The sequence below is a fragment of the Stenotrophomonas maltophilia genome (genome assembly GCF_001274595.1).
GTDB lineage: Bacteria > Pseudomonadota > Gammaproteobacteria > Xanthomonadales > Xanthomonadaceae > Stenotrophomonas > Stenotrophomonas forensis.
On the sequence record NZ_CP011010.1, the window covers coordinates 614,640 to 636,731 of the forward strand.

At 67.6% G+C, this 22,092-nt stretch carries 22 protein-coding genes; 9 read left to right on the forward strand and 13 right to left on the reverse strand.

From position 1 onward, the window contains the following. Positions 1–47 precede the first annotated feature (47 nt). From VN11_RS02750 to VN11_RS02760, 3 genes are read left to right on the forward strand one after another with little or no spacing between them, the layout of a single operon-like run. A complete protein-coding gene (locus VN11_RS02750; protein WP_053448733.1) occupies positions 48–770 on the forward strand; it encodes a CoA transferase subunit A in 723 nt (240 codons plus the stop codon). 1 nt (position 771) lies between these two features. Continuing rightward, a complete protein-coding gene (locus VN11_RS02755; protein ID WP_053448734.1) occupies positions 772–1,404 on the forward strand; it encodes a CoA transferase subunit B in 633 nt (210 codons plus the stop codon). 46 nt (positions 1,405–1,450) lie between these two features. Next, entirely contained in the window at positions 1,451–2,062 is a 612-nt protein-coding gene (locus tag VN11_RS02760) for an alpha-ketoglutarate-dependent dioxygenase AlkB family protein (protein ID WP_053448735.1), read from the forward strand. Here VN11_RS02760 and VN11_RS02765 read toward each other — a convergent pair. From VN11_RS02765 to VN11_RS02785, 5 genes are all read right to left on the reverse strand, one after another. Beyond that, positions 2,059–3,021 (reverse strand): glycosyltransferase family 2 protein, encoded by a 963-nt coding sequence (locus tag VN11_RS02765; RefSeq protein ID WP_053448736.1) that lies wholly within the window; start codon positions 3,019–3,021, stop codon positions 2,059–2,061. The genes VN11_RS02760 and VN11_RS02765 overlap by 4 nt on opposite strands. Before the next feature lie 88 nt (positions 3,022–3,109). Beyond that, a complete protein-coding gene (locus VN11_RS02770; RefSeq protein WP_053448737.1) occupies positions 3,110–3,751 on the reverse strand; it encodes an ABC-type transport auxiliary lipoprotein family protein in 642 nt (213 codons plus the stop codon). Continuing rightward, a complete protein-coding gene (locus tag VN11_RS02775) occupies positions 3,748–4,674 on the reverse strand; it encodes an MlaD family protein (protein WP_004154114.1) in 927 nt (308 codons plus the stop codon). Before VN11_RS02775 ends, VN11_RS02770 begins: the two co-directional genes overlap by 4 nt. 3 nt (positions 4,675–4,677) lie before the next feature. Next, complete coding sequence (locus VN11_RS02780; RefSeq protein ID WP_004154115.1) at positions 4,678–5,505, reverse strand: ABC transporter ATP-binding protein; 828 nt, start codon at positions 5,503–5,505, stop codon at positions 4,678–4,680. A gap of 1 nt (position 5,506) precedes the next feature. Next, positions 5,507–6,628: an ABC transporter permease gene (locus VN11_RS02785; RefSeq protein WP_004154116.1), complete on the reverse strand. Its 1,122-nt coding sequence runs from the start codon at positions 6,626–6,628 to the stop codon at positions 5,507–5,509. Between the two features lie 92 nt (positions 6,629–6,720). On the opposite strand from VN11_RS02785, the gene VN11_RS02790 reads away from it, so the two are divergent. After that, a complete protein-coding gene (locus VN11_RS02790) occupies positions 6,721–7,980 on the forward strand; it encodes a threonine/serine ThrE exporter family protein (RefSeq protein ID WP_053448738.1) in 1,260 nt (419 codons plus the stop codon). A gap of 110 nt (positions 7,981–8,090) precedes the next feature. Here VN11_RS02790 and VN11_RS02795 read toward each other — a convergent pair whose 3' ends face one another. From VN11_RS02795 to VN11_RS02805, 3 genes are all read right to left on the reverse strand, one after another. Continuing rightward, complete coding sequence (locus VN11_RS02795) at positions 8,091–8,474, reverse strand: H-NS family nucleoid-associated regulatory protein (protein WP_053448739.1); 384 nt, start codon at positions 8,472–8,474, stop codon at positions 8,091–8,093. Positions 8,475–8,696: 222 nt separating this feature from the next. Next, positions 8,697–10,400, reverse strand: a complete 1,704-nt coding sequence (locus VN11_RS02800) for a proline--tRNA ligase (protein WP_049458183.1) — start codon at positions 10,398–10,400, stop codon at positions 8,697–8,699. Between the two features lie 574 nt (positions 10,401–10,974). Continuing rightward, positions 10,975–11,349 (reverse strand): DUF4124 domain-containing protein, encoded by a 375-nt coding sequence (locus tag VN11_RS02805; RefSeq protein WP_053451236.1) that lies wholly within the window; start codon positions 11,347–11,349, stop codon positions 10,975–10,977. A gap of 80 nt (positions 11,350–11,429) precedes the next feature. On the opposite strand from VN11_RS02805, the gene pssA reads away from it, so the two are divergent. Genes pssA through rimI form a run of 3 tightly spaced genes read left to right on the forward strand, consistent with a single transcriptional unit; the run spans position 11,430 to position 13,209 of the window. Beyond that, a complete protein-coding gene (gene pssA / locus VN11_RS02810) occupies positions 11,430–12,206 on the forward strand; it encodes a CDP-diacylglycerol--serine O-phosphatidyltransferase (protein ID WP_005415206.1) in 777 nt (258 codons plus the stop codon). Next, positions 12,203–12,715, forward strand: a complete 513-nt coding sequence (locus VN11_RS02815; RefSeq protein ID WP_053448740.1) for a hypothetical protein — start codon at positions 12,203–12,205, stop codon at positions 12,713–12,715. Before pssA ends, VN11_RS02815 begins: the two co-directional genes overlap by 4 nt. Continuing rightward, positions 12,712–13,209 carry a ribosomal protein S18-alanine N-acetyltransferase gene (gene rimI, locus VN11_RS02820; RefSeq protein WP_053448741.1) on the forward strand — a complete coding sequence of 166 codons (498 nt, stop codon included), beginning with the start codon at positions 12,712–12,714 and terminating at the stop codon, positions 13,207–13,209. Before VN11_RS02815 ends, rimI begins: the two co-directional genes overlap by 4 nt. 104 nt (positions 13,210–13,313) lie before the next feature. On the opposite strand, the gene VN11_RS02825 is transcribed toward rimI, so the two are convergent. From VN11_RS02825 to VN11_RS02840, 4 genes are all read right to left on the reverse strand, one after another. Beyond that, positions 13,314–14,135 (reverse strand): EamA family transporter, encoded by an 822-nt coding sequence (locus VN11_RS02825; protein ID WP_053448742.1) that lies wholly within the window; start codon positions 14,133–14,135, stop codon positions 13,314–13,316. 134 nt (positions 14,136–14,269) lie between these two features. Beyond that, entirely contained in the window at positions 14,270–17,098 is a 2,829-nt protein-coding gene (locus VN11_RS02830; RefSeq protein WP_053448743.1) for a valine--tRNA ligase, read from the reverse strand. Between the two features lie 72 nt (positions 17,099–17,170). Next, the gene (locus VN11_RS02835; RefSeq protein ID WP_004154132.1) at positions 17,171–17,596 is read right to left on the reverse strand and encodes a DNA polymerase III subunit chi; all 426 of its coding nucleotides are present in this window, start codon (positions 17,594–17,596) and stop codon (positions 17,171–17,173) included. A gap of 82 nt (positions 17,597–17,678) precedes the next feature. After that, positions 17,679–19,157: a leucyl aminopeptidase gene (locus tag VN11_RS02840; RefSeq protein WP_053448744.1), complete on the reverse strand. Its 1,479-nt coding sequence runs from the start codon at positions 19,155–19,157 to the stop codon at positions 17,679–17,681. A 104-nt stretch (positions 19,158–19,261) separates the two neighbouring features. Here VN11_RS02840 and lptF point away from each other — a divergent pair, with 104 nt between their 5' ends. Together lptF and lptG are read left to right on the forward strand one after the other, a co-directional pair. Then, positions 19,262–20,344 (forward strand): LPS export ABC transporter permease LptF, encoded by a 1,083-nt coding sequence (gene lptF / locus VN11_RS02845; protein ID WP_053448745.1) that lies wholly within the window; start codon positions 19,262–19,264, stop codon positions 20,342–20,344. Next, positions 20,341–21,447, forward strand: a complete 1,107-nt coding sequence (lptG, locus tag VN11_RS02850; protein ID WP_053448746.1) for an LPS export ABC transporter permease LptG — start codon at positions 20,341–20,343, stop codon at positions 21,445–21,447. Before lptF ends, lptG begins: the two co-directional genes overlap by 4 nt. 114 nt (positions 21,448–21,561) lie before the next feature. Here lptG and VN11_RS02855 read toward each other — a convergent pair whose 3' ends face one another. Then, a complete protein-coding gene (locus tag VN11_RS02855) occupies positions 21,562–22,053 on the reverse strand; it encodes an RDD family protein (RefSeq protein WP_053451237.1) in 492 nt (163 codons plus the stop codon). Positions 22,054–22,092: the final 39 nt, after the last annotated feature.

The following is a 22,092-nucleotide window of genomic DNA, read 5'->3' on the forward strand; positions in this document are numbered from 1 at the left end:
AGGGCTGCGGCTAGAATGCGTATATCCATCCGCAGGGTATTACAGCAATGCAGCAATCGACTTCCGGCGGCAAGCGCTTCGCCAGTGCGTCCCAGGCCCTGCAGGGGGTGGTCGCCGATGGCCAGACCCTGGCCGTGGGCGGCTTTGGCCTGTGTGGCATTCCCGAGGCGCTGATCGCCGCCCTGCGTGACAGCGGCGCCAAGGGCCTGACCGTGATTTCCAACAATGCCGGCGTCGATGGTTTCGGCCTCGGCCAGCTGCTGGAAACACGGCAGATCAAGAAGATGATTTCGTCCTACGTGGGCGAGAACAAGGAATTCGAGCGGCAGTTCCTGGCCGGCGAGCTGGAGCTGGAGTTCAACCCGCAGGGCACCCTGGCCGAGCGCCTGCGTGCCGGCGGTGCGGGCATCCCGGCATTCTTCACTGCCACCGGTTATGGCACGGTGGTGGCCGAAGGCAAGGAGACCCGCGAGTTCGACGGCAAGCACTACGTGATGGAGACCGCGCTGCGCGCCGACGTCGCGCTGGTCAAGGCCTGGAAGGCCGATGAGGCCGGCAACCTGGTGTTCCGCAAGACCGCGCGCAATTTCAACCCGGCCTGCGCGATGGCCGGCAAGGTCTGCATCGTGGAAGTCGAAGAGGTCGTGCCAGTCGGCAGCATCGATCCGGACCAGGTGCACCTGCCGGGCATCTACGTGCACCGCATCGTGCACAACGCGCATCCTGAAAAACGCATCGAACAGCGCACCATCCGTGCGGAGGGCAACTGACATGGCGTGGACCCGTGACGAAATGGCGGCCCGCGCTGCCCAGGAATTGACCGATGGCGCCTACGTGAACCTGGGCATCGGCCTGCCGACGCTGGTGGCCAACCACATTCCCGTAGGCGTGGACGTGTGGCTGCAGTCGGAAAACGGCCTGCTCGGCATTGGCCCGTTCCCCACCGACGCTGAAGTCGACGCCGACCTGATCAATGCCGGCAAGCAGACCGTGACCGCGCGGGCTGGTGCCAGCTATTTCGGCAGCCACGACAGCTTCGCGATGATCCGCGGTGGCCACGTCAACCTGGCCATCCTTGGCGCCATGCAGGTGACGGCCAAGGGCGACCTGGCCAACTGGATGGTGCCCGGCAAGATGGTCAAGGGCATGGGCGGTGCGATGGACCTGGTGGCCGGCGTGCAGCGCGTGGTGGTGCTGATGGAACACACCGCCAGGAACGGCGAGCACAAGATCCTGTCCGAATGCACGCTGCCGTTGACCGGCGTCGGTGTGGTCGACCGCATCATCACCGACCTGGCCGTGTTCGACGTGACCGACAAGGGGCTGCTGCTGGTGGAAGCGGCACCGGGTGTCAGCGATGACGAACTGAAGGAAAAGACCGGCGTCGCGTTCCAGCGCGCCTGATGTTTCCAGGGCGGCCAAACGCCGCCCTGTTCCTTGAGGGGCCGCCATGTTGTTCCCCCACGACCTGCCCGATGCCGATGTCCAGCACCTGCCGGGCTGGATGGCTGCGGCCGAGGCGGATCGGCTCATGTCCGTGCTGCAGGCCGACGTGCCGTGGGACGTGCACCGCATCCGCATGTTCGGCCGCTGGGTGGACTCACCGCGGCTGAGCTGCTGGATAGGCGACCCGCAGGCCCGCTACCGTTATTCCGGCGCCGAGTTCGTTCCACATCCATGGCTGCCCGTGCTGCAGGCCCTGCGTGAGCACCTGCAGGCCGGGAACATCGGTCGGTTCAACGGCGTGCTGCTGAACCGTTATCGCGATGGCAGTGACTCCATGGGATGGCACAGTGACGATGAGCCGGAGCTGGGGCCGTCACCGGTGATTGCTTCGCTGAGCCTGGGCACCGCTCGTCGCTTCCTGTTGCGCCGTCGCGATGAGCCAGCGCGCAGGGCCGAATTCGTGCTGGACCACGGAGACCTGCTGCTGATGCGCGGGCAGACCCAGCGCTTCTACCAGCACGCGCTTCCGAAGTCAGCGCGGATCCGGGAGGAGCGGATCAACCTGACGTTCCGCTGGATCCATTCCCCCGGAGCGGGCGATCGTAGCAGGACCTAGCGGCGGACCAGGTCGATGGCGGCTGTCAGCAGGCCGCGCCCGAAGTACCCGTAGTTGCCGGACAACAGCTCTGCCATCACTGCGGGAATGCGGCGCAGGCGTGCTGGCCCCAGGCGGGTGCGCACCGTCAGGTGCCGTTGCTTCCGCTCGATCCATTCGAGGCGTGATCCGGGCAGGCCCAGTGCGCGTGCGCGTACCAGCAGCTGCTCGCACTGCAGTCGTTCGACTTCCAGCTGGCGTTCCCGCCTCACCTCGCGCGAGACACCATCCTGGTCGCCGAGCCCCACCTGGTTGTTGCCGTGCAGGCGGTAGCCGATCAGCGGATCGGGCAGGCTGTCGATGTTCCCTCGCATGGCTGCCAGCATGCTGATCCAGGCGTCGTGGACCCAGCCCGAAGCAGGTAGAGGCAGCGCATCGTCCAGCACCCGGCGACGCAGCGCCATCGCGGCTCCTGTCATCAGCGGCCGCTTCAGCAACAGCTCGAAGCCGTGGCCTGCATGCATCCGCGCGTGCTCTGACGGTCGGTAGCCCAACGCGGAAAACAATCGTTTGGACAGCATCCGGCCGCTTCCGTCAATCAACTCTGCATCGCTGTGCAGCGCCAGCAGTTCAGGGCGGGCATCGAACTCGGCGCAGAAACGCTGCAGCTTGTCCGGATACCAGACGTCATCCTGGTCGCACAGGAAAACGAGGTCGCCGCTACAGGCGCGGAGCGCGCCATCGAAGTTCTGCCGATAGCCGACGTTGCGCGAATTCACCTGCAGGTCCACCGCGATGCCCAGCGCCTCCGCACGAGGCACGAATGCACGCAGCAACGCCAGGGTACCGTCGGAGGATGCATCGTCGCGGATCACGAGCTGATCCGGATGGCGCGTCTGCGCCAGCAGGCTGTCCAGCTGCTCCTGCAGGAAGCGCTCGCCGTTGTACGTGCAGACGGCGATGGAAACGGACGAGGTCATCGGGAGACGGTGCGGCGGGGATGCGTCGAGTATCGCATGCCCCCGTCCGGACCCTCTCGTCCTCCGTAGCGAGCGGGCCTGCCGTTGATCAGCGCAGGACGCCTGGCTGGTCGGCCTGTCCGCTCACCAGCGTCCAGCCGACCACATCCTGCGCCAGCTGCTGCAGGCCGCGTTCGAAGGCGGCAGTGACCGCCGGAACGTCGGTGCTGCCGACCGGCTGCGCCTGGCGGAAGGTGCGGTCGGCGACCACGCGCTGGTCGGCGACGTGGATCAGCTTGGCATTGACCTCGATGACCACGGTGGGCGTGGCCTGGCCCTGGTAATCCGATTCGAAGCGGCGCACGTCGGTGGACAGCTTGTAGTCGGCACGGATGCCCGCGCTGCTGCGCGCCACGCCGCGGATGCGGCCGGAGTCCTCGAAGCCACGCAGCAGGGTGTCCTCGATCATGTCGGTGGCCGGCTGTGCCCAGCTGGCGCCCTTGTAGATCTCCATCTGCGACGGCGTCGGGCGCACGTTGATGCGCGGGCTGTCGACCATGCGCGCGGCGCTGGGCTTGGCCAGTACCAGCTGCCAGCTGGCCTGCGGCCATGCCGGATCCGCCTTCACCTGCACGGCAGGCGAGTACAGGGTCACTGCGGTTTTCTCGCTGCTGCCAAGGATGGAGCAGCCGCCCAGCAGGGTGACCAACGAGGCGGCCAGCAGCAGGCGCGGAAGGGTGATCGTGCTCATTTGGGTTCGAACTCCTTCGGTGCGTCGCGGCCCAGCAGGTAGCGCGCGGGGTTGTTCTCGAGGCGGTCGCTGACCCGGCGCAGGTCGCGGATCAGGCCACGCAGCTCGGTCAGCGTCGGGCCGAGCTGGCCGAGGCCGTCGTTGGCGAAGCTGTTGATCGCCGCACGGTTCTCGCCCAGGATCGAATCGGCATTGCCGGCGGCCGAATCGAGCTTGCCCAGCGTGGCGTCGAGCTTGTCGATGATGCCCGGCAGCTGCTGCACCAGGTTCTTGTCCAGGCGCTCGATGGTGCCGTTGGTGGTCTTCAGCGTGGTGTCCAGGCTGCGTGCGGCATCGCGCGCGCTGAGCAGCAGTGCCTGGGTGCCCTGGTCGCGATCGGCCAGGCCACCACTGATCGTTTCAAGATTGGCCAGCGTCGCGTTGATCGAAGCGACGTTGCGGTCGCTGAGGATCTGGTCCATGCGTTCGACGATGCGGTTGGCCACGTCGGTGATGTTCTGCAGCGCCGAAGGCGTGGTCGGGATGATCGGTGCCGGGTCCTTGTTGACCGTGGTCAACGCCGGCGACTGCGGCGTACCGCCGCTGAGCTGGATGATCGACGGGCCGGTGAGGCTGGTGATCGCCAGCTTGGCGCGGGTATCGGTCTTGACCGGCGTGGTCGAGTTCAGGCGGATGCGTGCGACCACCTGGCGCGGATCGTCCGGCACCAGGTTCAGTTCGGTGATCGAACCGACCGCGATGCCGTTGTACTGCACCGGGCTGCCCACCGACAGGCCGGTCACCGCCTCGCGGAACACCACGCGGTATTCCTGCCAGGTACGGTCGGAGGAGTACTTGGCGGCCCACAGGCCGAAGGCCAGCAGGGCCAGGCCGGTGATCAGGGTGAACGCGCCGATCAGCACGTAGTTGGCTTTGGTTTCCATGGCTCAGGCACTCTCGATCTGTTCGCCGCGCGCGGCACGCGCACGCGGTCCGTGGAAGTATTCCTGGATCCACGGATGATCCAGTTTCTCGATTTCCGGCAACGGTGCATTGGCCACCACCTTGCGGTCGGCCAGCACGGCAACGCGGTCGCAGATGGCGTACAGCGTGTCCAGGTCGTGGGTGATCAGGAACACGGTCAGCCCCAGCGCTTCCTGCAGGGTCTTGATCAGGCGGTCGAACGCGGCCGCGCCGATCGGGTCGAGGCCGGCGGTGGGTTCGTCCAGGAACAGCAGCGGTGGATCCAGCGCCAGCGCGCGGGCCAGGCCGGCGCGCTTGCGCATGCCGCCGGACAGCTGCGACGGCAGCTTGTTGATCGCGTCGGCGGGCAGGCCGGCCAGCTTCACCTTCAGCAGTGCCAGTTCGTAGTGCCAGCGCTCGGGCAGCTCACGATGGTGCTCCTTCAGCGGTACCTGCACGTTCTCGCCCACGGTCAGCGAGGAGAACAGGGCGCCGTCCTGGAACAGCACGCCGGTGTTGCGCTCGATGTGCAGGCGGCTTTCGGGATCGTCGGCACGTGCGTCGCGGCCCAGCACTTCGATCTGGCCTTCGTCGGGCGTGCGCAGGCCGAGGATCGAGCGCATCAGCACCGACTTGCCGGTACCGGAGCCGCCGACCACGCCCAGGATCTCGCCGCGGCGCACGTCCAGGTCCAGGTCCTCATGCACGGTCTGGCTGCCGAAGCGGTTGACCAGGCCGCGCACGCGGATCGCCAGTTCATGGCCCTGGTCGTCACGCATGTCGAGGATTTCGGGGCGGGCGGATGTGCTCATGTCACCAGTCCATGTGCATGAACCACAACGCCGCGAAGGCGTCGATGATGATCACCAGCGAGATCGTCTGCACCACGCTGGAGGTGGTGCGTTCGCCGACCGACTGCGCGGTGCCTTCCACCTTCAGTCCTTCCAGGCAGCCGATCAGGCCGATCACCAGCGCGAACACCGGCGCCTTCGACAGTCCGACCAGCATGTGCCGCACTTCCATCGTCTCGTGCATGCGCGCGATGTACATCTGTGGCGGGATGTCCAGGTCGAATGCGCCGACGGTGATGCCGCCGGCGAGGCCGGCAACCATGGCGATGAAGGTCAGCAGCGGCAGGGTCACCAGCAGCGCCAGCAAGCGGGGCAGCACCAGCAGGTCGACCGGGTCCAGCCCCAGCGTGCGCATCGCATCGATCTCCTCGCGCGCCTTCATCGCGCCAATCTGCGCGGTGAAGGCACTGGCGGTGCGGCCGGCCAGCACGATGGCGGTCAGCAGCACGGCGAACTCGCGCAGGAAGGCGATGTTGACCAGCTCGACGACGTAGATCTCGGCGCCGAAATCGCGAAGGATGGTCGAGCCGAGGAAGGCGATCACCGCGCCGACCAGATAGGACAGCAGCGCCACCAGCGGTACCGCATCCAGCCCCACCTGTTCCATCTGGTGCACGGTGGCGGTCAGGCGGAAGCGTCGGGGTTCCTTGACCAGGCGCGCGGCCTTGACCAGGTTCTCGCCGAGGAAACTGCACAGCGCCTTGATGTTGTGGCCGGTGGCATGGACGCTGACACCCAGTCGCTCCAGTGCCGCCAGCACGCCGAAGTCGCGCTTGGGCTTGGGCCGGTCGTCGGCGACCTCTTCGATGGTGCAGACCAGCGCCTGATGGTCCTGACGGAACTGCAGCGCGTCTTCGCCGAGGTCGGCGCGGTGGGCCACGCGAAGTACCTGCAGCACGCCGGCCGAATCCATCTGCTCGATGCCGGTCGCATCGATGCCGGTCAGCTTTTCGGGAACGCCACGCAGGACTTCGGCCGCGGCCAGCGCGGTTTTCAGGGTCCAGGTGCCGGACAGGCGGATCAGGCCCGGGTCATGGGCGTCCTGTTCGAGCTGGGGGGCGAGGTTCGGGGTCACTTGGGCCATTCGGGTCGCAGCATAACCGGTCTGTATTGGGCATCGCGTCGAACTCGGATGAATTTCTCCGGTAAGGCCCGGCCTAGGTAATACTACGTCGCATGTCCGCAGACGCTCACACGATCCCCACGCCCCAGGCCACCTACGCGCAGCGCGTGGCCTTCGTTTCCGAGATCGCCGGACGCCTGCACAGCTACGGCACCACGGCCCAGCGCCTGGAAACGGCAGTCGTGGCACTGGCCCGCCAGCTCGATCTGGATTGTGAACCGTGGTCGAATCCCACCGGTATCATCCTCAGCTTCAGCGACCCGGCGCAGGCGATCGGCTCCAGCGACATCACCCGCGTGATCCGGCTGGCGCCCGGCGAGAACGACCTGCACAAGCTCAGCGTCGCCGACCATATCGCCGAGGAAGTGTCCAACGGGCGGATGAGCATCGCCCAGGGCCACACTGCACTGCGCCAGCTGGACAAGGATCCGGGCCGTCGCGGCAAGCTGCGCACCATCCTGTCGTTCAGCCTCGGCGCGGCCGGCGTGGCCGGCATGTGGAAGCTGCCGTGGCTGGACATTGCCACCGCCGGTGTCATCGGCCTGATGATCGGCCTGCTCGGCATGGTCACCGACCGTCGCCCGGCCACCCGCGAGGCGGCCGAAGCACTGGCCGCACTGCTGGCGGGCCTGGTCGCCACTCTGGTCGCGTCGTTCATCGGCGCGCTCAACCTCAACACGGTGATCATCGCCTCGCTGGTGGTGCTGCTGCCGGGCATGTCGCTCACCAATGCAGTCAATGAATTGGCCAGCCAGCACTGGGTATCGGGCACCGCGCGTTTCGCCGGTGCACTGACCACCATCATGAAGCTCAGCGTCGGCGCGATGATCGCGGTAACCCTGGCCGATGTGCTTGGGCTGGACCCGGTGATCCGCGCGGCGCGGCCCCAGGGGCCGTGGGTGGAGTGGGGCTCGCTGCTGACCGCCGCGTTCGCGTTCGCGATGCTGTTCAAGGCCAACCGCCGCGATTACCCGTGGGTGATCGCGGCGTCGGTGGCCGGTTATGCGATTTCCAAGTTCGGTGGCCATGCCTGGGGGGCACCGGCGGGCATCTTCCTGTCGGCGATGCTGTTGACCGCGGGCGGCAATCTGTTCGGCCGCCTGGTCGGTCGCCCCGGCGCGATCATCCGCCTGCCGGGCATCATCATGATGGTGCCCGGCAGCACCAGCCTGCGTGGCGTGCTGACCCTGGTCCAGCAGCAGGACGTGGGTGCCGGCCAGGGCGTGTTCCTCACCGTGCTCAACGTGGTGATGGCGCTGGTCGCCGGCCTGCTGTTCGGCAACCTGCTGATGCCCGCGCGCAAAACCCTGTAATCGCCCTTCTGTGCTGCTTGCTGTGGGTGTGGACCGTTGTTCCACGCACCTCCCGGGAAATGAAAAACGCCGGCGTTCGCCGGCGTTTTTCATTGCTTCCCGATCTGGCCTCAGGCCTTCTTGATCAGGAAATCTTCCGGCTTCTTGCTGCCCTTGGCGGTCAGCTCGGCCATCCAGCGCGGCTGCTTGCCACGGCCGGTCCAGGTTTCCTTCGGGTTGGCCGGGTTGCGGTACTTCGGGGCGACCTTGCCCAGCTTGCGGCCAGCCGTCTTGGACGGCGCCTTGGTCGCAGTGGCGACCTTGCGGGCGCGCGGAGCGGGGGCGCCGCCGAACAGTTCCTCGATGGTGTAACCCTCGGTCTTGGCCAGCTTGGTCAGCTGGGCCCGTACCTTGGTGATCGGCCGGCGCTTGGCGACGATGGTCTGCTGCTTCTTCGCGGTGCGGATCAGGGCGCCCAGCTCTCGTGCCGACAGGCCGGTCAGGTCAATGCTCATTTACGGTTACTCCGGAAACTAATGTGTGGACGGGACGAGCCAGTCCATGGCGTCGCGGGACAGAATAAAGATGAATTAATCCAAGCACAAATGCAGGCGGGTCAGGGCTTGGCGGCATGCCGACTGCAGTGCGTCGATTTTGACCGGATTATGTCTGTTGCAGTATCGGGCGGGGGTTCGGGCGGCAAAAAAAGACCGGGGCATGCCCCGGTCTTTTCCTGATCAACCCTGCAGGCGCTGCAGCAGGGTGGCCTTGTCGAGGCTTTCCGCTTCGCTGGCGCGACGCGAGCGGTACTCGTAGGTACCGGCGGCCAGGCCGCGTTCGCTCACCACCACGCGGTGCGGGATACCGATCAGCTCCATGTCGGCGAACATCGCGCCCGGTCGCAGGCCGCGGTCGTCGAGCGCGGCATCCAGGCCTGCATCGCGCAGCTCCTGCAGCAGGCTGGCAGCGGCGTCGGCGACGGCGGCGTCGCCCTTCGGGTTGATCACGCACACCACCACCTGCCACGGCGCCATCGCGTCCGGCCAGATGATGCCGGCCTCGTCATGGTTCTGTTCGATCGCGGCAGCAACCACGCGTGAGATGCCGATGCCATAGCAGCCCATCGCCATCACCGCCGCCTTGCCGTTCTCGTCCAGCACGGTGGCGTCCAGCGCCTTGGCATACGTGCGGCCGAGCTGGAACACGTGGCCGACTTCGATGCCGCGTGCGATCTTCAGTTCACCGCCGTCCAGCGCGCGGTCACCGGCACGCACGTTGCGGATGTCGGCCACTTCCGGCTCCGCCAGGTCACGGCCCCAGTTGACGCCGGCCAGGTGGAAGCCGGCTTCGTTGGCACCGACGACGAAGTCGGACATCGCCGCCACTTCGCGATCGGCGACCACGCGGATGGCCTTGGCCGGCGCGACCGGGCCGAGGAAGCCCGGCACGCTGCCGAGGTGCTCGGCGATTTCCGCCTCGCTGGCGAAACGCTGCTCAGCCAGGCCGGCAACCTTGGCCAGCTTGATCTCGTTGACCTCATGATCGCCGCGCACCAGCGCCAGCACGAACTGCTGCGCTTCGCCTTCGCCGGCGATCAGTGCCACCGACTTCACGGTGCGCTGCAGGTCGATGCCAAGCAGGGCTGCAACGTCCTCGCAGGTCTTCTGGGTGGGCGTATCGACCTTGCGCAGGGCTTCGCCGGCGGCCGCACGCGGCGCCGGATCGGCAGCGATCGCCGCTTCCATGTTCGCTGCGTAGTCCGAACCGGTGGAGAACACCAGCGCGTCCTCGCCGGAATCGGCGATCACGTGGAATTCCTGCGAGGCATCACCGCCGATGGCACCGGAGTCGGCCTGCACCATGCGGAAATCCAGGCCGAGGCGGGTGAAGATGCGGCTGTAGGCCGACTTCATGTTCTCGTACTCGCGCACCAGGCATTCGTCATGCAGGTGGAACGAATAGGCATCCTTCATCAGGAACTCGCGCGAACGCATCACGCCGAAGCGCGGACGGATCTCGTCGCGGAACTTGGTCTGCACCTGGTAGAAGTTGACCGGCAGCTGCTTGTAGCTGGACAGCTCGCTGCGCGCGAAGTCGCAGGCGGCTTCTTCGGCGGTCGGGCTGTAGCAGAACACCTGGTCCTTGCGATCCTTGATCTTCAGCAGCTGCGGGCCGAACTTCTGCCAGCGCCCGGTCTGCTCCCACAGTTCCTTCGGCTGGATGGTCGGGATCTGGAATTCCACGGCGCCGGCGCGGTCCATTTCCTCGCGGACGATGCGTTCAACCTTGCGCAGCACGCGCAGGCCCAGCGGCGACCAGGTGTACAGGCCCGATGCCAGCTTGCGGATCATGCCCGCACGCAGCATCAGCCGGTGGCTGGTCAGCTCGGCGTCGCTGGGGGTTTCCTTGGTGGTGTGCAGGTGGAACTGGGAGAGGCGCATCGTCGGCTTCGGATAACGGCAGAGACGCCTATTCTGCCAGCCTGGCCGGGGGGAGGGGTATCGGCAGGGCTGCGCCCTGCACCCGCCTCAGGCAACGTCACCTGCAACAGCAACAGCGGGTTTTCCGTGGGATGGCGGGGTGGGTCCGGTTGCGGGAGACGCCGTAAACCCGTCCATGGGGGCTTGGCCGCGGCATCCATGCCGCGGACACTCCCGCAACCGGACCCACCCCGCCTTCGACAGTTTCCCGCGATCTGCCCCCCTTTTGTAGAGCCGAGCCATGCTCGGCTGCTGTTCGATCAATTCTCGAAACATTCGATTTCCATGGAGATTCATCCACGCATGGCGTGGATGGCCCGCCGTCACCAGGAACCTGTCGAAGGCGGGACGGTGTCGGATTGCGGGGTGTCCGCGGCATGGATGCCGCGGCCAAGCCCCCAGGGACGGGTTTACGGCGTCCCCGCAATCCGACACCGCCCCGCCAAACCCACAGAAAGCCCAGAGCCGGCTGTTGCTCTGGCCTTTGACGTTGATGTTGCTTCGGCGGGTGCAGGGCGCAGCCCTGCCGATACCCTTACTCCGCCGGGCAGTAGGCCTTGATGGCCGCGTCGGCCAGCCCCTTCTGCGCCGTGCGCTGCTCCGGGGTCAGCGCGGTATCGGGCTTGCCGTCGCCATTGGTGTCCTGCATCACCTGGCCGGACCCCTCCAGCAGGGCCAGGTTGGCGCGGGCGGTGCTGCACTGCTCCGGCACCGGCGCGGCCGGGGTCTCGGTACTGGCTGCGGCCTGTGGGTTGCGGGCCTGCTCGCGGGTCTCGAATTTCTTGCCCGCCGGCGGGGTCTCCGAGTACTGGGTCACGCCGTTGGCGTCCTTCCACTTGTAGACCGGCCCGGCCACGGCGTGGGCACTGGCCAACAACAGCAGGCATCCAAGGCAGGACAGGGCACGCATGGCAGACTCCGCAGAATGGGCGTAGAACGCCGATTGCAGCATTGGCACCGAGCACTGGCAAGTCGATTAAACTGGATTCCATGGACCCGATCACACCGCCGCCGCGTTCGCGCACGATTTACCTGCTGCCCAACCTGTTCACCACCGCCGGGCTGTTCGCCGGTTTCTACGCGATCATCGCCGCGGCCAACGGGGATTTCGTCAACGCCAGCATTGCCGTGTTCGTGGCGGCGGTGATGGATGGATTGGACGGGCGCGTGGCGCGCCTGACCGGCACCAGCAGCGAATTCGGCGTGCAGTACGACTCACTGGCCGACCTGGTCAGCTTCGGCATGGCCCCGGCGCTGGTGATGTACCACTGGTCGCTGTCGTGGCTGAAGTTCGATGACCCGCTGCTCGGCCGCGTCGGCTGGGCCGTGGCCTTCCTGTATGCCGCCTGCGCGGCGCTGCGCCTGGCCCGCTTCAACACCCAGGTGGCGGTGGTCGACAAGCGCTGGTTCGTCGGCCTGGCCAGCCCGGCTGCGGCCGGTCTGATGATGTCCTTCGTCTGGGCCTTCGCCGATGGCAACCTGGGCTGGGACGGCAACCAGCTGCGCTATGTGGCGCTGGCCGTGACGATCATCGCGGCGCTGCTGATGGTCAGCCGCATCCGTTTCTGGAGCTTCAAGGGCGGTGCCGCCAAGGGCACCCGTTCCGATCGCGTCCCGTTCCTGGTGCTGGCGCTGGTGCCGGTGGCCATCGCCATCGCGGTCATCGATCTGCCGCGCGTGCTGTTCGCGGTAGGCATCCTGTATGCCTTGTCCGGCCCGGTGATGTGGGCCGTGCAGCGCCTGCGCAAGAAGCCCGAGGCGGCGTGAGCCAGGACCTGCCCGTGCTGTGGTCTCCGGCCCAGCAGGCCTGGCTGCAGGCCATGGGCTACACCGTCTACCACGACGGCCAGCTGGCCGCCGAGCTGGATGCCGCGCTGCAGCTGAGCGTGGCCGAAGCCGAGGCGGCCGCCGTGCCGCCGACGCAGCCGGCACGGGCAAGCGCGGCATCTTCGTCGGGCGAACGCCGCGCCGAGGCTCTGCCGTCGCCCGGTCTGCAACGCCCGGCGCCGCCCCGCCGCGAAACCCCGGTCAACGCACCCGATACCGCGCCGGCATCGGCGCGTCCGCTGCCGGCCGGCAATGCCCGGCAGCCCGTGGTGCGCCTGCCGGATCGCCTGCAGATCGCGCTGCTGCGTGCGTCCGGCTGCAATCCCAATGATCCGGCGACGCAGGCGCTGATGGACAGTTGGCCCCTGGACCAGCTGCGCCACGACCCGGCCGCCAAGCGCGCGCTGTGGCCGCAGCTGCGTGCGCTGCGCAAGCGGGGCGCGCCATGAGTGCGGTCAGCCAGCCCGGCCCGGTCAGCCTGCGCGCGTTGCGCGAGAGCGATCTCAATGCGGTGATGGCGATTGAAGTGCGCGGTTATCCGTTTCCATGGACCCGCGGCATCTTCGTTGACTGCCTGCGCGCCGGTTACCCGGGCCTGGCGATGGAGCGCGATGGCCTGCTGATCGGCTACGGCGTGCTCAGCATCGCCGCCGATGAGGCGCATGTCCTGAACGTCTGCATCGATCCGTCGACGCAGTCGCGGGGGCTCGGCCGCCAGTTGCTGCGTGCGCTGGTGCAGCTGGCCGGAGACCGCGGCGCGCAGCGCGTGTTCCTGGAAGTGCGGCCCTCCAATGCGCCCGCGCTGGCGCTGTACCACAGCGAGGGCTTCAACGAGATCGGCCGTCGCCCGCGCTACTACCCCGCCGCGCAGGGCCGCGAAGACGCGCTGGTGATGGCGATCGAGCTGGTCGACGGCGACCTGCAGGCGATGCCGCCGCTGTAGCGGAGAAGGGTTGCCGGCCAGCGGCCGGCACTACCGATGGGTCTCCGCTGTGATCGACACATCGCCTGCCGTGGTAGGTGCCAACCTGGGTTGGCACGCTCTGCTCAGGCCAACCGCAACGCCAATACGCCACCGACGATGAGTGCCGCTGCCAGCCAGCGCGCACGCGGTATCCGCTCGCGCAGCAGGAACACCGAGATCAGCAGCGCGAACAGGATCGAGGATTCGCGCAGCGCCGAAACCATCGCCACCGGCGCCTGGGTCATCGCCCACAGCGCCATCGCATACGAGGCGGTGGTGCCGACGCCGCCGGCCATGCCCAGCGGCCAGTGCTGGCGCGCATAGGCCAGCACCGCACCCCGCCGGGTGTACAGCGCCCACAGCGGCAATGGAATGCCCGACAGCAGGAACAACCACAGGGTGTAACTGAGCGCGCTGCCGGATTGGCGCGCACCCTGCGCATCGACCAGCGTGTAAGTGGCGATCATTGCGGCAGTCAGCAGTGGCAGCCGAAGCTGGCCGCCTCGTGCACCCAGTGCCATGCACAGGATGCCGGTGCTGACCAGCACCACGCCCAGCCACGCCACGGGCGGCAGCCCTTCACCCAGCAGGGTGCCGGCCAGTGCGACCAGGATCGGCGCACTGCCACGCATCAGCGGATAGGCCAGGCTCATGTCGACCTGCTGATAACAGCGTGCGACCAGGCCGTAGTAAGTCACCTGCAGCAACACCGAGGCACCCAGCCACGGCCAGCTGTGCGCGGCAGGGAAGGGCAGGAACGGCAACGCGGTGGCCGACAGCAGCGCGGCGCTGCCGGTGACCAGCACGGTGCCGAGGAACTTGTCCGGCCCGCGCTTGACGATCGCATTCCAGCTGGCATGCAGTGCTGCGGCAGCGAGGACGAGCAGGAAGATGGAAAGCGGCATCCGCCGATGATGCCATGCGAGGCAAATGGAAACGCCGGGCATCGCCCGGCGTTTCCGATTCCGCTTCGGTGGGTGCCAACCTCTCCCGCCGTGGTAGGTGCCAACCTTGGTTGGCACGCACCAGAGCGCGGCGGTTACAGCTTCGCGCGCTGCTCGCGCAGGCCAGCCAGCTGGGTGTTCCAGTCCACCAGGCGCACGCGCTCCTGCTCGACCACGGCCGGCGGCACCTTGTCGGTGAACTTGGCCAGCTTGGTCTCGCTCTTCTCCTTTTCGGCGTCGACGCGGGCGATTTCCTTGTCCAGGCGCACGCGCTCGGCATCAAGATCGACCAGGCCTTCCAGCGGCACCAGCAGCTTCAGCTCACCGATGATCGCGGCGGCGGCAGCCGGTGCGCCTTCGCCTTCTGCCAGCCACTGGATGCTGTCCAGCTTCAGCAGGAACGACAGCGAGGCACTGAAGCGTTCGATGCGCACGCGGTCCTGCTCCAGCCCGGCCTGCAGGCGCAGCGGCACCAGCTTGGACGGCGCGACATTCAGTTCACTGCGCACGCGACGCACCGCACTGATCACCGCCTTCAGCCATTCCACGTCGGCCTCGGCCTGGGCGAAATCGCCTTCGAACTCGGCCGCGGTCGGGTACGGGCGCAGCGACAGCGTGGTCTCGGCCAGGCCCAGGCGCGGGGCCAGCTGCTGCCACAGCTGTTCGGTGATGAACGGAGTCAGCGGGTGCAGCAGGCGCAGCAGCGCTTCCAGCACGTACAGCAGGGTGTGGCGGGTGCTCTCGGCGTCGGCGGCGTCACCGCCGTTCAGTGCCGGCTTGCTCAGTTCCAGGAACCAGTCGCAGAACGCGTTCCAGGCGAACTCGTACAGGCACTGTGCCAGCAGGTCGAAGCGGTAGGCGGCGAAATGGCCCTGCGCTTCGGCGGTGGTGGCGGCCAGGCGCGCCAGGATCCAGCGCTCGGCATCGGTGCGCGGCGTGGGCACGCCGCTGAACGCCGCGCCCTCGGTGTTCATCAGGGCGAAGCGGCTGGCGTTCCACAGCTTGTTGCAGAAGTTCTTGTAGCCCTCGGCGCGGTTCATGTCGAACTTGATGTCGCGGCCGTGGGTGGCCAGCGCGGCGATGGTGAAGCGCAGCGCATCGGCACCGTGGGCGGCGATGCCGTCCGGGAATTCCTTGCGGGTGGCCTTCTCGATCTTCTCCACCATCTTCGGCTGCATCAGGCCGCCGGTACGCTTGGCGACCAGGTCGTCGATGGTGATGCCGTCGATGATGTCCAGCGGATCGAGCACGTTGCCCTTGCTCTTGGACATCTTCTGGCCCTGGCCGTCGCGGATCAGGCCGGTGAAGTAGACGTCCTTGAACGGGATCTTCCCGACCAGGTTGTCGGTGGCCATGATCATGCGCGCCACCCAGAAGAAGATGATGTCGAAGCCGGTGATCAGCACCGACGACGGCAGGTAGCGGTCGAAGCCACGCTCGGCCATGGCCTGTTCGTTCGGCCAGCCCAGGGTGGAGAACGGCCACAGCTGCGAGGAGAACCAGGTCTCCAGCACGTCGCTTTCCTGGTTCAGCACCACATCGCTGCCGAGGTTGTGCTTGGCCCGCACCTCCGCTTCGCTGCGGCCGACGTAGCAGCTGCCGGTGGCGGCATCGAACCAGGCCGGGATGCGGTGGCCCCACCACAGCTGGCGGCTGATGCACCAGTCCTGGATGTTGTTCATCCAGTGGCGGTAGGTGTTGATCCAGTTCGGCGGCACGAAGGAAATGCTGCCGTCCTCGACCAGTTCCAGGCCACGCTTGGCCAGGTCGTCCATCTTCACGAACCACTGGTCGGTCAGGTACGGCTCGATCACCTGGCCGGTACGGTCGCCGCGCGGCACCTGCAGTTTGTGCGCCCTGGTCTCGACCAGGATGCCCAGGTCTTCCAGTTCGGCCAGCACGGCCTTGCGCGCTTCGTAGCGGTCCAGGCCCTGGAATCGTTCCGGGGCATTCTCATTCAGCGCCGCCACCGGGGTGAACAGGTTGATCATCGGCAGGCTGTGGCGCACGCCCACTTCGTAATCGTTGAAGTCGTGCGCCGGGGTGACCTTGACCACGCCGGTGCCGAACGCACGGTCGACGTAGTCGTCGGCGATCACCGGCACGCGGCGGCCGGTCAGCGGCAGCACCACGCTCTTGCCGATCAGGTGCGCATAGCGCTCGTCTTCCGGGTGCACCATCACCGCGGTATCACCCAGCAGGGTTTCCGGGCGGGTGGTGGCGACCACCAGGTAGTCGCGGGTCTCGCGCAGGGTTTCCACGCCGTCGGCATCGCGCTCGACGTGCTCGTAGCTCAGGCCTTCATCCAGCGTGTAGGCGATCGACCACAGGAAGCCGTCTTCCTCGGCGCTCTCCACTTCCAGGTCGGAAATCGCGGTCTTCAGCACCGGGTCCCAGTTGACCAGGCGCTGGCCACGGTAGATCAGGCCCTGCTCGTACCAGCGCACGAAGGCTTCGTTGACCGCGGCCGACGGCTGCGGGTCCATGGTGAAGGTGCTGCGCGACCAGTCGGCGGAGGTGCCGAGGCGGCGCATCTGGCGCTCGATGGTGTCGCCGGACTGCTGCTTCCACTCCCAGACCTTGCCGATGAAGCCTTCGCGGCCCAGCGAATCGCGGGTCTCGCCCTTGCCTTCCAGCGCCAGGTTGCGGCTGACCACCATTTCGGTGGCGATGCCGGCATGGTCGGTACCGACCTGCCACAGCGTGTCGTAGCCGCGCATGCGGTGGTAGCGCACCAGCGCGTCCATCAGGGTCTGCTGGAAGGCATGGCCCATGTGCAGGGTGCCGGTCACGTTCGGCGGCGGCAGCAGGATGGTGTACGGCTCGCCCGTGCCGGACGGCTTGAAGTGGCCGGCCTTCTCCCAGGCCTCGTAGAGGTCGGTCTCGAAGGACTTCGGGTCGTAGCTGGAGGCGAGTTGGGTCATGCGGGGGAACCAGGAGGCAATCGTTGAAGGATCAGGGCACGGCGGCGGCCCATCAAGGGGGCCGGCGCGTGCTTACATGTCGTGCTTGTTCAGGTCGTAACCGGCGGCCTTGTACTGGCGCCAGCGTTCGCGCAGCGGTTCGCGCGCTTCCGGGTCGGCCGGGACCACCTCCAGCACGCGCTCGCACTGGCCCAGCCAGGGATCGTCGCGCAGGTTGATCACCAGCGGGCGGGCCGGGGCCTCGGTGCCGGGCACCGCGATCAGCACCAGGGCTTCTTCCTCGTCCATGTCCTCGCCGGCGATCTGGTGCGGGATGTAGGCGTCGTCATCGAACGCCCACAGCAGTTCGTCCAGTTCCTCGGCCTGGGCCTGGTCACGGGCCAGCACCAGGGTGAACAACCCGGCGTCGTTGGCCTTGCGCGCCAGCTCGCAGACCAGGCGCAGCGGCTCGGTCAGGAAGCGGGGCTTGGCGATCAGGTAGAAGTCGGCGCGGGGCATGGCAGGGTCCGGGTCAGGCAGGGGCCCGGCGTTGCCGGGCGAGGCCCTGGCCGGCGGTGGCCGGCCAGGGTCGGGTACGGCATCAGGCGCGGGCGACCTGGTCCAGCAGCCACTGGCTCAGCAGGCCGACCGGGCGGCCGGTGGCCATGCCGCGCTTGCCTTCATCGCTGGCCACGCCGGCGATGTCCAGGTGTGCCCAGCGCTGGCCTTCGGCGAAGCGCGACAGGAAGCAGCCGGCGGTGATCGCACCGGCCCAGCGGCCGCCGATGTTGTAGACGTCGGCGAAAGTCGAATCCAGCATTGGCTGGTACTCGTCCCACAGCGGCAGGCGCCAGGCGCGGTCGAACACGTGTTCGCCGGCGGCCAGCAGCTCGTTGGCCAGGTCGTCGTGCTTGCTCATCAGGCCAGCGGTCTGGTGGCCCAGGGCGACCATGCAGGCACCGGTCAGGGTGGCGACGTCGACCAGCGCGGCCGGCTCGAAACGCTGCGCATAGGTCAGCGCGTCACACAGGATCAGGCGGCCTTCGGCGTCGGTGTTGCCGACTTCGATGGTCTTGCCCGACATCGAGGTGATCACGTCGGACGGACGGTAGGCGTTGCCGTCGATGGCGTTTTCCACCGCCGGGACCACTACCACCAGGTTCAGCGGCAGCTTGGCCTTGACCGCGGCGACGAAGGTGCCGATGACGTTGGCGCCACCGCACATGTCGTACTTCATCTCCTCGATGCCGCCCTGGGTCTTCAGGTTGACGCCGCCGGTATCGAAGGTGATGCCCTTGCCGACCAGCACGTACGGCTTGGCGTCGCCGGCGCCGGTCCACTTCAGCACGACCAGGCGCGGGCGGTTGGCCGAACCACGGGCCACGGCCAGCAGCGAGCCCATGCCCAACGCTTCCATCTGGGTCTCATCCAGGATCTCGGCCTCGGCGCCGTCGTGCTCGCCGGCAAACTTCACGCCCACTTCGGCCAGGTAGGCCGGGGTGCAGTAGTTCGGCGGCAGGTTGCCCAGTTCGCGGGCGAACTCGACACCGGCGGCGATGGCCTGGCCCTGGGCCAGGGCCAGGGCGTCGTCACCGGCAATGGCCAGCTGCGCCAGGCCGGCATCGTCGGCCTTCTTCTTGCCCAGGGTGGCGGTGTAGCGGTAAGCAGCGTGATCGGAGGCGATCACGGCCTGGCGGGTCGCCCAGGCGGCGTCGCGGTCCTTCACCGCCACCTCGGAGAGGGTGAACAGTGCACTGCGGGTGGCACCGGCCTTCAGCGCGCGCACGGCGTCGCCGACTGCCTTCAGGTACTGGGGCACGCCGAAACGGGCGGCCTCACCGAGGCCGACCACCAGCACGCGCGGGGCCGACACCCCCGGCAGGTCGTGCAGCAGGGTGGTGGCGCCGGTCTTGCCGGACAGGTCGCCGCGCTGGGCCAGGGCGGCCAGGCGACCGCCGCTGGCGGCGTCCAGTGCCTTTGCGGCCGGAGTCAGGGTATGGTCGGCATACGCGCCGACCACCAGGCAATCAACGGTGGCGGCGGCCGGAGCAACGTGGTTCAGGGTGAATTCGAGGGCCATTGAGCAGATTCCATTGGCAAGTCCGTACAATCGCGGACCGTTTACGCCCAGACAGTAGACTGGGCGGCACCGCGAACGAACCCCAGAGTTTAAACCACCGCCCCATGTTGAAGCTCGACCGATACCTGCTGGGCGATTTCGTCCAGAGTTTCCTCGCTACCCTGATCGTCCTGCTCGTGGTCAGCGTGGGCGGCGTCCTGGTGGACATCCTCGGCAACATTGCCGACGGACGCCTGCCGGCCAAGCTGCTGTTCTCGCAGCTGGGCCTGCAGTTCATCGCCTACCTGCCGCTGATCCTCCCGCTGGCACTGATGCTGGGCCTGCTGCTGGCCATCGCCCGCCTGTACCGCGACTCGGAAATGGCGGTGATCACCGCCATTGGCGTCGGCCCCAAGCGCCTGCTGCGGCCGCTGCTGATGCTGGTGGTGCCGGTGGTGCTGCTGGTCGGTGCCTGCTCGCTGTGGCTGGGCCCGTGGGCCGGCCGGGTGGCCGAGCAGATGATCATCGAGGCCAACCGCAGCGTGCTGATGGCCGGCCTGGAGCCTGGCCGGTTCACCCCGCTGCCCAATGGGGGCGTGGTTTACCTGTCTTCGATCTCGGCTGACGGCACCGAGCTGGGCAAGGTGTTCATGCAGCGGCAGAAGGATGACCGCATCGAGGTGGTGTCCGCAGCAGGTGGCCGGATGTTCTTTGAAGGCGCCCGCCAGCGCTTCCTCGAGCTGGACGACGGGCACCAGGTGGAAGGCCCGGCCGTAGGCGGGCTGGATTACCGGCTGGCCACCTTCGCCCGCAACGATGTGGCCCTGCCTGATGGCGCGCAGACCCGGACAGAAGATGATCCGGAACTGATGCCGACCCTGCAGCTGATCGGCGATGGGCGCCCGCAGGCGCAGGCCCAGCTGCACCGCCGCCTGGCGCCGCCGTTGATCGCACTGGCCTTTGCCCTGCTGACCGTACCGCTGGGCCGCAGCTCGCCGCGCCAGCAGCGCTACGGGCGGATGATGCTGGCCCTGATGGCCTACATGGTGGGGACCAACCTGATGTTCATCGGCAGTGGCTGGATCGCCACCGGCAAGATTCCGGCCGCGCTCGGCCTGTGGTGGTTGACCCTGCCGCTGCTGGCGCTGTCGATCTGGATGTATGCACGTGATGGCCGCCTGGGCCGACCGAAGGGAGCCCGCGCATGAGGCTGCGCCCGATGCGTTTCGACCTGTACCTGGGCCGGACGGTGTTCACCACGGTGCTGCTGACCTGGGCGGTGCTGGTGGGCCTGGACGTGGTGATGGCCTTCTCCGGCGAGTTCAAGGACATCGGCAAGAACGGCTACACGCTGGGGCACGCGGCGGCCTGGGTGCTGTACACCGTGCCGCGCCGGGCCTACACGATGTTCCCCACGGCTGCGGTGATCGGCGCGTTGATGGGGCTGGGCCAGCTGGCCGCGACCTCGGAACTGACCGCACTTCGCGCGCTGGGCCTGTCGCGCAGGCGGTTGAGCGTGTCGGTGGCGATCGCGCTGTCACTGCTGACCGCCGTGATGGTGTTCAGCGCCGAGACGCTGGGACCGTGGGGCCAGGACCGCGCCGATGCGCTGAAGGCCAGCGCCAAGTGGGGCCGGGACATCGCCACCACCCGTTACGCGGGCCTGTGGGCACGTGAGGGCGACACCTTCCTCAGCGCTGCCGGCGGCGAGGAGCAGCTGGTGGGCGACAAGGGCACGCGGTTGATCCTGCGTGAGGTGCGCCTGTATCGCATCGCCGAGGATGGACGGATCGCCTCGATCACCCATGCCGCCACCGCCGAGCATGACCGTGACGGCTGGGTGCTGACCAGCGTGAGCCGCGATACGTTCGGCGAGCGCTCGGCCACGCGCCAGGAAGTGGCACGGGAGCCGTGGAATTCCCGCCTGGATGCCGGCGCGCTGGCCGCGGGGATCGCCAAGCCGCGCAACCTGAGGATCACCGAGTTGCGGGCCAGCATCGAGTACCGCGAACGCAACGGCCTGGATGCCCGTGATTTCGAGGATATCTACTGGAGCCGCTGGTTCTACCCGTTGAACGTGCTGGCGCTGTGCCTGGCCGCGGTGCCGTTCGCGTTCGGTTCGCTACGCAGCGGCGGCATGGGCAAGCGCCTGTTCCTGGGCATCCTGTTCGCACTGGGCTTCTGGCTGCTGCAGCTGTTCTTCGGCCGCATGGCCGGCGCGCTGAAGTTCGACTACCGCATTGCCTATGCGTTGCCGCCGATCGTGATGCTGGCGGTGTCCGGATTGCTGTTCCGGCGCAAGTCGGGCTGAGTGATGCAGCGCCGGGCGTGGCCCGGCTGCCTTCCGCGCTCTGCGCGTGAGTCGAGCATTGCTCGACTCTACACAGAAGGCAGTCGAGCATGGCTCGACGCAACAGAATGCGCGTCAGCGCTTGGGCATCCGCACCAGCCGGGTGGCGCTGGCGCGGTCGTGCCAGGTCAGCCGCTGGGGGTCGACCCATGCCCACCAGAACCCCAGCCCAGCCAGCAGCAGTGACAGCGTGCCCACCGCGAAGCGCAGCCACAGCTGCGCGCGCCGCAGCGGCGTGCCATCGCTCGATTCGAGCTTCAACCGCCATGGCCGCATGCCCAGCGTCTGGCCGCCGCGGCGCCAGCTGGCCGTTGCATACCCGCCCGTCACAGCCCAGCACACCGCCCACAGCAGCCACTGCCAGGCACTGAACGGGGCGATGTTCTCGCGCTGCGCGTGGCCGCTGAGGGTGTAGGCCAGGGTGAACAGCGTGCCTGCCAGCATCCACAGTGCCAGCACCGGCAGTGCGTCGTAGACCATGGCCAGCACGCGCCAGACCAGCAGGGCGCGCGGGCGCGGCATTCCAGTAGCGGCCGCAGGGGCCGTGTCGGTGGCGGGGCGGGACATGCGCCGAGCATACGCAATGCTGGCCGCATCCGCTGGCAC

Bases quoted from the DNA above. Each gene is read 5' to 3' on its own strand.
- VN11_RS02750 (WP_053448733.1), top strand. From the start codon at position 48: ATGCAGCAATCGACTTCCGGCGGCAAGCGCTTCGCCAGTGCGTCCCAG.
- VN11_RS02755 (WP_053448734.1), top strand. From the start codon at position 772: ATGGCGTGGACCCGTGACGAAATGGCGGCCCGCGCTGCCCAGGAATTG.
- VN11_RS02760 (WP_053448735.1), top strand. From the start codon at position 1,451: ATGTTGTTCCCCCACGACCTGCCCGATGCCGATGTCCAGCACCTGCCG.
- VN11_RS02765 (WP_053448736.1), bottom strand. From the start codon at position 3,021: ATGACCTCGTCCGTTTCCATCGCCGTCTGCACGTACAACGGCGAGCGC.
- VN11_RS02770 (WP_053448737.1), bottom strand. From the start codon at position 3,751: ATGAGCACGATCACCCTTCCGCGCCTGCTGCTGGCCGCCTCGTTGGTC.
- VN11_RS02775 (WP_004154114.1), bottom strand. From the start codon at position 4,674: ATGGAAACCAAAGCCAACTACGTGCTGATCGGCGCGTTCACCCTGATC.
- VN11_RS02780 (WP_004154115.1), bottom strand. From the start codon at position 5,505: ATGAGCACATCCGCCCGCCCCGAAATCCTCGACATGCGTGACGACCAG.
- VN11_RS02785 (WP_004154116.1), bottom strand. From the start codon at position 6,628: ATGGCCCAAGTGACCCCGAACCTCGCCCCCCAGCTCGAACAGGACGCC.
- VN11_RS02790 (WP_053448738.1), top strand. From the start codon at position 6,721: ATGTCCGCAGACGCTCACACGATCCCCACGCCCCAGGCCACCTACGCG.
- VN11_RS02795 (WP_053448739.1), bottom strand. From the start codon at position 8,474: ATGAGCATTGACCTGACCGGCCTGTCGGCACGAGAGCTGGGCGCCCTG.
- VN11_RS02800 (WP_049458183.1), bottom strand. From the start codon at position 10,400: ATGCGCCTCTCCCAGTTCCACCTGCACACCACCAAGGAAACCCCCAGC.
- VN11_RS02805 (WP_053451236.1), bottom strand. From the start codon at position 11,349: ATGCGTGCCCTGTCCTGCCTTGGATGCCTGCTGTTGTTGGCCAGTGCC.
- pssA (WP_005415206.1), top strand. From the start codon at position 11,430: ATGGACCCGATCACACCGCCGCCGCGTTCGCGCACGATTTACCTGCTG.
- rimI (WP_053448741.1), top strand. From the start codon at position 12,712: ATGAGTGCGGTCAGCCAGCCCGGCCCGGTCAGCCTGCGCGCGTTGCGC.
- VN11_RS02825 (WP_053448742.1), bottom strand. From the start codon at position 14,135: ATGCCGCTTTCCATCTTCCTGCTCGTCCTCGCTGCCGCAGCACTGCAT.
- VN11_RS02830 (WP_053448743.1), bottom strand. From the start codon at position 17,098: ATGACCCAACTCGCCTCCAGCTACGACCCGAAGTCCTTCGAGACCGAC.
- VN11_RS02835 (WP_004154132.1), bottom strand. From the start codon at position 17,596: ATGCCCCGCGCCGACTTCTACCTGATCGCCAAGCCCCGCTTCCTGACC.
- VN11_RS02840 (WP_053448744.1), bottom strand. From the start codon at position 19,157: ATGGCCCTCGAATTCACCCTGAACCACGTTGCTCCGGCCGCCGCCACC.
- lptF (WP_053448745.1), top strand. From the start codon at position 19,262: ATGTTGAAGCTCGACCGATACCTGCTGGGCGATTTCGTCCAGAGTTTC.
- lptG (WP_053448746.1), top strand. From the start codon at position 20,341: ATGAGGCTGCGCCCGATGCGTTTCGACCTGTACCTGGGCCGGACGGTG.
- VN11_RS02855 (WP_053451237.1), bottom strand. From the start codon at position 22,053: ATGTCCCGCCCCGCCACCGACACGGCCCCTGCGGCCGCTACTGGAATG.